The organism is Okeania sp. SIO2B3 (assembly GCF_010672525.1).
Classification (GTDB): Bacteria; Cyanobacteriota; Cyanobacteriia; order Cyanobacteriales; family Microcoleaceae; genus Okeania.
This window is the reverse complement of the sequence record NZ_JAAHGH010000178.1, coordinates 1-7513: the sequence shown is the minus strand read 5'-3', so window position 1 is coordinate 7513 and position 7513 is coordinate 1. Positions and strand designations below refer to the sequence as shown.

4 protein-coding genes are annotated in these 7513 nt (G+C 33.1%); 3 read left to right on the top strand and 1 reads right to left on the bottom strand.

Going from position 1 to position 7513, the window contains the following annotated elements; translation table 11 throughout:
- The first annotated feature begins 789 nt into the window (after positions 1 to 789).
- Both F6K15_RS36765 and F6K15_RS36760 read left to right on the top strand, forming a co-directional pair.
- Entirely contained in the window at positions 790 to 2154 is a 1365-nt protein-coding gene (locus F6K15_RS36765) for a lipopolysaccharide assembly protein LapB (protein WP_293070911.1), read from the top strand.
- 847 nt (positions 2155 to 3001) lie between these two features.
- A complete protein-coding gene (locus F6K15_RS36760; RefSeq protein WP_293070909.1) occupies positions 3002 to 5047 on the top strand; it encodes a tetratricopeptide repeat protein in 2046 nt (681 codons plus the stop codon).
- On the opposite strand, the gene F6K15_RS36755 is transcribed toward F6K15_RS36760, so the two are convergent.
- Entirely contained in the window at positions 5037 to 5207 is a 171-nt protein-coding gene (locus F6K15_RS36755; protein WP_363269496.1) for a hypothetical protein, read from the bottom strand. The genes F6K15_RS36760 and F6K15_RS36755 overlap by 11 nt on opposite strands.
- Positions 5208 to 6116: 909 nt before the next feature.
- On the opposite strand from F6K15_RS36755, the gene F6K15_RS36750 reads away from it, so the two are divergent.
- The gene (locus F6K15_RS36750; protein WP_293070907.1) at positions 6117 to 6308 is read left to right on the top strand and encodes a hypothetical protein; all 192 of its coding nucleotides are present in this window, start codon (positions 6117 to 6119) and stop codon (positions 6306 to 6308) included.
- The last annotated feature ends 1205 nt before the right edge of the window (positions 6309 to 7513 follow it).

Below are 7513 nucleotides of genomic sequence, written 5' to 3'. Positions count from 1 at the left end.
AGGCGAGAAGATTCATAACTTGATTTTTATATCTTTCAAAAGGAAGAATGGAGACCCGATATTTTTGTCAAAAAAAGAGAGATTGAAATTTGGGTGAGCTATCATCAGGTTATGAGATTATTTCCAACATTTATTGATTCAGAAATCTGTAGGAGTTTCAATGATTATTTTCAAATTCATAACCAAAAATTAGAGGAGTATTTAGGAATGAAATCTAACTGGAATTAGAAGTAAATTCAGTTAGCATCCTACCGGATGAACTTTAGACTTCAGTTAGCCTCTTTACAGAAGAGTAATCCTATCAGTACTTCCTGGAATAGGCAGGCGAGAAGATTCATAACTTGATTTTTATATCTTTCAAAAGGAAGAATGGAGACCCGATATTTTTGTCAAAAAAAGAGAGATTGAAATTTGGGTGAGCTATCATCAGGTTATGAGATTATTTCCAACATTTATTGATTCAGAAATCTGTAGGAGTTTCAATGATTATTTTCAAATTCATAACCAAAAATTAGAGGAGTATTTAGGAATGGAATTTAACTGGAATTAGAAGTAAATTCAGTTAGCATCCTACCGGATGAACTTTAGACTTCAGTTAGCCTCTTTACAGAAGAGTTACCCTATCAGTACTTCCTGGAATAGGCAGGCAAGAAGATTCATAACTTGATTTTTATATCTTTCAAAAGGAAGAATGGAGACCCAATGTTGTTCTCAAAAAAAAGAGAGATTGAAATTTGGGTGAGCTACAATCAAATTATCATATTATTTTCAAAAGTTTAAAACATCAATATGTATTCAAATTTAACTCCTGAAATGGCAGCTTTTAGTTTGTATCAAGAAGCAGAATCTTATTTAGAAGCTGGAAAATTAGATGAGGCTTATTTATACTGTGAAAAATCTCTAGAAGTATTACCAGTTTATCCTTTAGCTTGTAAAACATTAGGAAATGTATTACAGGCAATGGGAAAGTTAGAAGAGGCGATAAATTGGTATACAAAAGCTATGATGCAGCAGCCAAATTGGGCGGAGATATACATAAATATTGGGAGTTTATATGCCAAACAAAATGAATGGCAGCCAGCTATAGCTTGCTATGAAACAGCTATTGAATTACAACCAAATTTGCCTGGTGCTTATCGAAATTTATCTAGGGTTTGCCAAAAATTAGGTCAGTTAAGTTTGGCAAAAAAATATTGGTCTCAAGCTCAAAAAGTAGAATTAGAAAAGACTGCCTTAGAAAAAGTGAATCATGGAAATATTTTATTAAATGAAGGTAAAGCGGAAGAGGCAATAGCTGATTATCGTGGAGCTATAGAATTAAATCCTAATTTATCGGAAGCTTACTCTAAATTAGGGGAAATTTTTGTAGAGAGAGGAGAGTTAGATGCAGCTATCAATTGTTATCAACATTTAATTAAGCTTTTACCTGAAAACTGGATGTTCTATTACAAAATAGGCAAAATTTTCCAAGATATAGACAAGTTAAATGATGCAATTGAGGCATTTCAACAAGCTATTGAACTTAATCCAAATTTTCCTTCGTCGCACAAACATTTAGCAGATATTTTGTATAAACAGGGTAAGTTAAATCAAGCCATTACTTCTTATCATCAAGCGATCAAAAGTCACCCTAAAAATTGGGATGCTTACTGTAAAATAGGAGAAATATTGCTCAAGCAGGGAAAAATAAATAAAGCACTTATTATTTATCAAAGTGGTCTCAAACTTAATCCTAATTTAGCGAGACTTCACTATAAAATGGGCGAAGCACTAAGTAAACAAAAAAAATTGCACTTAGCAATTCCATCTTATCGTCGAGCTATAGAATTAAAAGTAGATAACTATTTATTTTATCGTAAATTAGCAGATGCTTTACAACAACTAGGACAACTAGATGAGGCAATTATTAATTATCAAACAGCTGTTGAAATTAATCCTAATTCTTGCTGGTTATACACATCATTAGGAAAAGCATATATCCAACAAGAAAATTGGTCTGATGCTATTGAATGTTTGAAAAAAGCAATACAAATTAAACCAGACTACCATAAAGCTTACCAAAAAATAGCCTATATTTTTGAACAGCTAGGCGATCGCTCTGCAGCAGAAAAATGTAGATATCAACATCAATTACCATCTGAAGCAGGAGAGTAGGGGAGTATTCAACAATGAATCATGAATAATTAATTATTAATAATGAACAATTACCTCTCCTTTCCTTGAAAAGAAGAGGATTGACTCAAAGGAAAATTTTTGCTTGTTTCTGCTTTAAAGGAGAGGCTTTAAACCTTAATTATTTGGTAAACATAATAATAATTAATGCTAACCAGGGTGCTAATAATTAAAAAAGTGATTTGGCTCGTGTTAATTATTTAATAATTGAAGTGGTATCTAAGTTAAGCGTTAATGCATGATAATTGGTATTATTGAAAAGGGAGTAGGGAGTAGGGAGTAGGGGGTAGGGGGTAGGGAATGGTGGGAAATTTCAGACATTCTCAAAACAATCAACAATAGTATTTTTATTACAATGGATAATTGACAATTGATAATTGATAATTAATCCCCAAAGGTTTAAAGCCTCTCATGATCAAGGAGAAAAAAGCGGTCGTTTTGCTGGCGCATAACTACGTTAACGCTACGCGACATGTTTGCGTAGCATTCCGTAGGAAAAAGCGCAGCTTTCCCGTAGGGTGGGATGGCGAGGTCTCGGAGCCATATCCAATCGACTCCTGTGAAGAAATCAGATTTCCTTATATTCAATTCCGTAACGGTTTTAACCAGAGGTAATTATTCATTATCCATTATCAATTGATGAAGTCTAATTTAATGAGACCTGATATAACTTATTGAAATACAGCAAATTTTAGGAAGTGTGAGGTACAGTTTGAGACTAATCTATAATTTTTATTCATTCCCTGTTGCCTGTTGCCTATTCCCTGTTCCCTATTCCCTATTCCCTAAAGTATAAAACTTTGTACCTTATCAACTGGAAAACTGCTGTATGTCTAATAATGAAAAGGCAAAAAAACTAACAATTAATTTCAACCAAATAGCAGCATCTCATTTAGCTGAAGGAAAGTTATATGAGGCTTATGCCGCTTGTTTAAAAGCATTAAATAGCCAACCCGAATTTGCACCAGCTTGCAAAACTATGGGAGATATTTTTCAAGCACAAGGTGACATAGAAGCAGCAAAAAATTACTACAATAAGGCTATTCAAATACTACCCAATTTTGCTGAAGCTCATGCCAACCTGGGTAGTATGTATGCTAAACAACAGGAATGGGAACAAGCAATTTTAGCTTATGAAAAAGCCCTCAAAATTCAACCAAATTTAGTAGGAGTTTATCGAAATTTAGCTAAAATCTGGCATAGTCTTGGTCAAGAAAAATTAGTCACAGAATGTAATTATCAAACAGCTATTATAGAACCAGAATCATTGACAGCCACAGAACATCTAAATTTAGGAAATAAACTTTTAGAGTTAGACAAAATAGAGGCAGCAATTAACTGTTACCGCCACGCTATTAAAATCAACCCTAATTTATCAGCAGCATATCAAGAATTAGGAGAAATTCTGAGTCAAAAGGGCGAATTAAAAGAAGCATTAGTAGTTTTAAACCAAGGAATAAAATTAGCTCCTAAAAATCCTAGACTTTACTACTTACTAGGAACAGTTTTCCAAGAAAAAAAAGAATATGATTCAGCCCACTCCGCCTATAGTAGTGCGATAAAACTCAAACCAGAAAATCATTTATTCCACAAAAAATTAGGAGATGTCTTTCAACAAAAAGGAGAGCTAGAGCAAGCGATCGCCTGTTACCAAAAGTCTATAGAAATCAACCCTGATTTTTTTTGGTCTTACTACAGTTTAGGGAATATATATATTAAGCTACGACGATGGGATGAAGCAATTGTTGCTTACCGTAAATCAACTACTATCAACCCAAACTTTTCTGGTGCATACTATAACTTAGCTGATGCTTTGCTGCACAATTCTCAAAAACAAGAAGCTATTAATGCTCACTTAGAAGCTGTTAGACTCAGACCCGAACATTCTTGGTTTTCCCATCATTCAGTCTTATGGAAGCATTTATTAGAAAATAGGCTTGAGGAAGTATTAAATTTATATCAAAATGCCACCAAAACTGAGCCAAATAGTTTTTTTGGTCATCTTAATTTAGGGGAAATTTTTACAAAAATCGGAAATATTGAAGCAGCCATTAGCAGTTATAAAAAAGCCTGTTACAATCAAACAAAAAAAATCAATCCTACTTTTGTAGAAAACCATTGGGATTTTAATAACCCATCAAGTCCTGATTTCATTATTATCGGTTCTCAAAAAAGTGGTACAACCTCTTTAGCAAATTACATTAACCAACATCCTCAAGTTTTACCAGCTATTAAAAAAGAAACACATTTTTGGTCAGGAGAATTTGATCGAGGAATTGATTGGTATTTAGCTCATTTTCCTTCCATTCCTAAGTCACAAAATTTTATTACTGGAGAAGCTACTCCTAACTATTTAGTCAATTATCAAGTAGCAGAAAGAATCTATAGTTTACTACCCGATATTAAACTATTGGTCATTTTAAGGAATCCAGTAGATAGAGCTTTTTCTCAATACCATCATTGGCAAAGATTAAACTGGGAAGACCGCTCCTTTGAAGTAGCTATTAATCAAGAATTAGAAATACTCAAAACTACTCCGAAACAACCTCAAGGAGATAAAAAATATTGGCAACTTCCAGGAAATTATATAGGGAGGGGTGTTTATATAGAATTTATCCAGAAATGGATGGAAGTATTTCCTAGAGAACAATTTTTAATTTTGAGAGGAGAAGAACTTTATCAAGCGCCTGATATTACCATGAAGCAAGTGTTTAACTTTTTAAGTTTGCCAGAACATAAACTGCCAAAATATAAAAAGTTGAATTCTGGTTCTTATGCACCAATTTCTGATTTACTCCGTCATAGATTATCTGAATATTTTCAACCCCATAATCAGAGATTAGAGAATTATTTAGGGATGAAGTTTAATTGTTGAGTGCTCCCCTGGCTCTTGCCGAGGGGGTTCTAACAGGTTGATTTTCTTTAAGAGTTGATACTTGTTTGTTGTACCAACAATTCATTGATTTGAGATGTTTAGCATCTACAATTAAGCTCGTACCCACATTCGATACACAAGTCAACCAATTATTTACCAAAAAATAAGGTCTCAAGCCTCCCCTTTCAAGGGGATGAAAAAAAAATAAAGTTCAATATTTCAATTCACTTTACTTCAGGCAGAGGTACTGATAACTGATAACTGATAACTGATAACTGAAATGACACCATGGTCAATTCCTAATACATTGTCTTGATTTAATTGAGGTTTAACTACTACTTCTTTTTTATAGACACCATAACCAATAAAAGCATCTATTTCTTGGTAATATTCTCAGTTCTTTAAGAGATAAAAATTCTAGATTACTCGGCTTATGAATATAAAAGCAATTCTTACCAAACCAGCGCTTACAAGTATTACAAGCGTGGTAATCAAATTAGAGTACCTTTGAGTTTTAATGCTTGCTTGGGATAACTAATTGTAGCCATTACCGAAGAATTAATAATTAAATAATTAAATAATTAAATAATTCAGGTTTAAAGCCGACCCTTTCAAGGGGAAAAAAGCGGTCGAGGGATGGCTCCGAAACCAGCGCCATATCCAATCGACCAAGAGAATAATTTTTTTCCCTACCGCGTCAATCCTCTTCCTTTTAGGGAGAGTTAATTATCCATTATCCATTATCCATTAATGAACCCTTTTTTTCTGTAGTTAGGAATCCTTGGTCTGTCTGTGATTTTACCTTCACGATAGGCTTTAATTAGACCACAATAAGAACGAAATGATTCAGCTACAGTTCTCAATATTTGTTGTGCTGAAGAGCGAATATAAAACTTTGTAATGATAATTGTGTTTGTAGACCTTGTTCTTTGTCAAACTTGCCGAGAGTTTTGTGATACTTAAAATATAATTTCCGACCATAATATATTCCCATGTTAGTAAGCTTGTAAGACTGTTCACACAAGAATTTTAAAATAGCAATTAATTCTGGATTTTTACCTACTAAAACTTGCTGACAACAGTATATTTCAAACGGGCGTTGGAAAACTTAATTATAGGTGAAAATAGCACAGGACAACTAAAGTTGTCTAGTCTCAACGACTCCCTTGTTTTTATCCCCCGGTTAAAACACGGGGGCCTTCAACGTCGCTTTTCGGTAATTATTGAAGAAGGAAGAACAGAAATTGGAAAAAGTGGATGAGAACTCACACCCCAACCAATTTTAAATATCCTATAGAAGCCATTTGGTATCTTTGCCTGCGTAAAAATTGATGTAGTCAAAAAAAATATTCAAAGTTGATAGAACTCCGTTCCGCTACGCGATCGCACTTCCACTCACTAATTATCTTTTTCATCTTAATAAGCACCTACGCATAGCGAATTACTTACCTCAAAAATACACGAAAATTTCTTAACAAGCAACCACCCTATATTTCTTACATATCAACACTTTTAATGAATGGCCAAGGAAAGCGCGATCGCACCCTTTTTACGCTCATTTTTCCTCCTAAATAGCTCATTTGAACTTTTTTTGGAAAATTTAGTTTAAATTCCAAATATATTTTACAATATTTTATAAGTTTAATTTATACAAATGTTTTTTTAACCAATTATAAAACCTTAAAAAGTTTACAGATAAAGCTTTTCAGAAGATAAAACAGGAAGTATATTTTCTATAGAAGGCGGGGTATTAAATCAAAAATCAAAAGATAATTACTGGTTTTTCATGAGTCATTAACTATTTGCTTTTAGGAATTACTAAAAATATGTCGAATGTAAATATTGAACAAGTCAGGACTGAAGCTCGGAAAAAGTCAAAAGTGGATGGGAACTCACACCCCAACTAATTGTAAATATCTGATAGAAGGCGGGATACTCAACCCAAAATCAAAAGATAATTGCTGGTTTGTTATTAGTCATTAACTATTTGCTTTTAGGAATTACTAAAAATATGTCGGATGTAAATATAAGGACTCAAAGACAGAAAAAAGAAAAAGTGAATGGTAATTCACACCTCAACCAATTGTAAATATCTGATAGAAGGCGGGATATTCAACCCAAAATCAAAAGATAATTACTGGTTTGTTATTAGTCATTAACTATTTGCTTTTAGGAATTACTAAAAATATGTCGGATGTAAATATAAGGACTCAAAGACAGAAAAAAGAAAAAATGAATGGTAATTCAAATCTCAACCAATTGTAAATATCTGATAGAAGGCGGGGTATTCAACCCAAAATCAAAAGATAATTACTGGTTTGTTATTAGTCATTAACTATTTGCTTTTAGGAATTACTAAAAATATGTCGGATGTAAATATTGAACAAGTCAGGACTGAAGCTCGGAAAAAGTCAAAAGTGGATGGGAACTCACACCCCAACTAATTGTAAATATCTGATAGAAGGA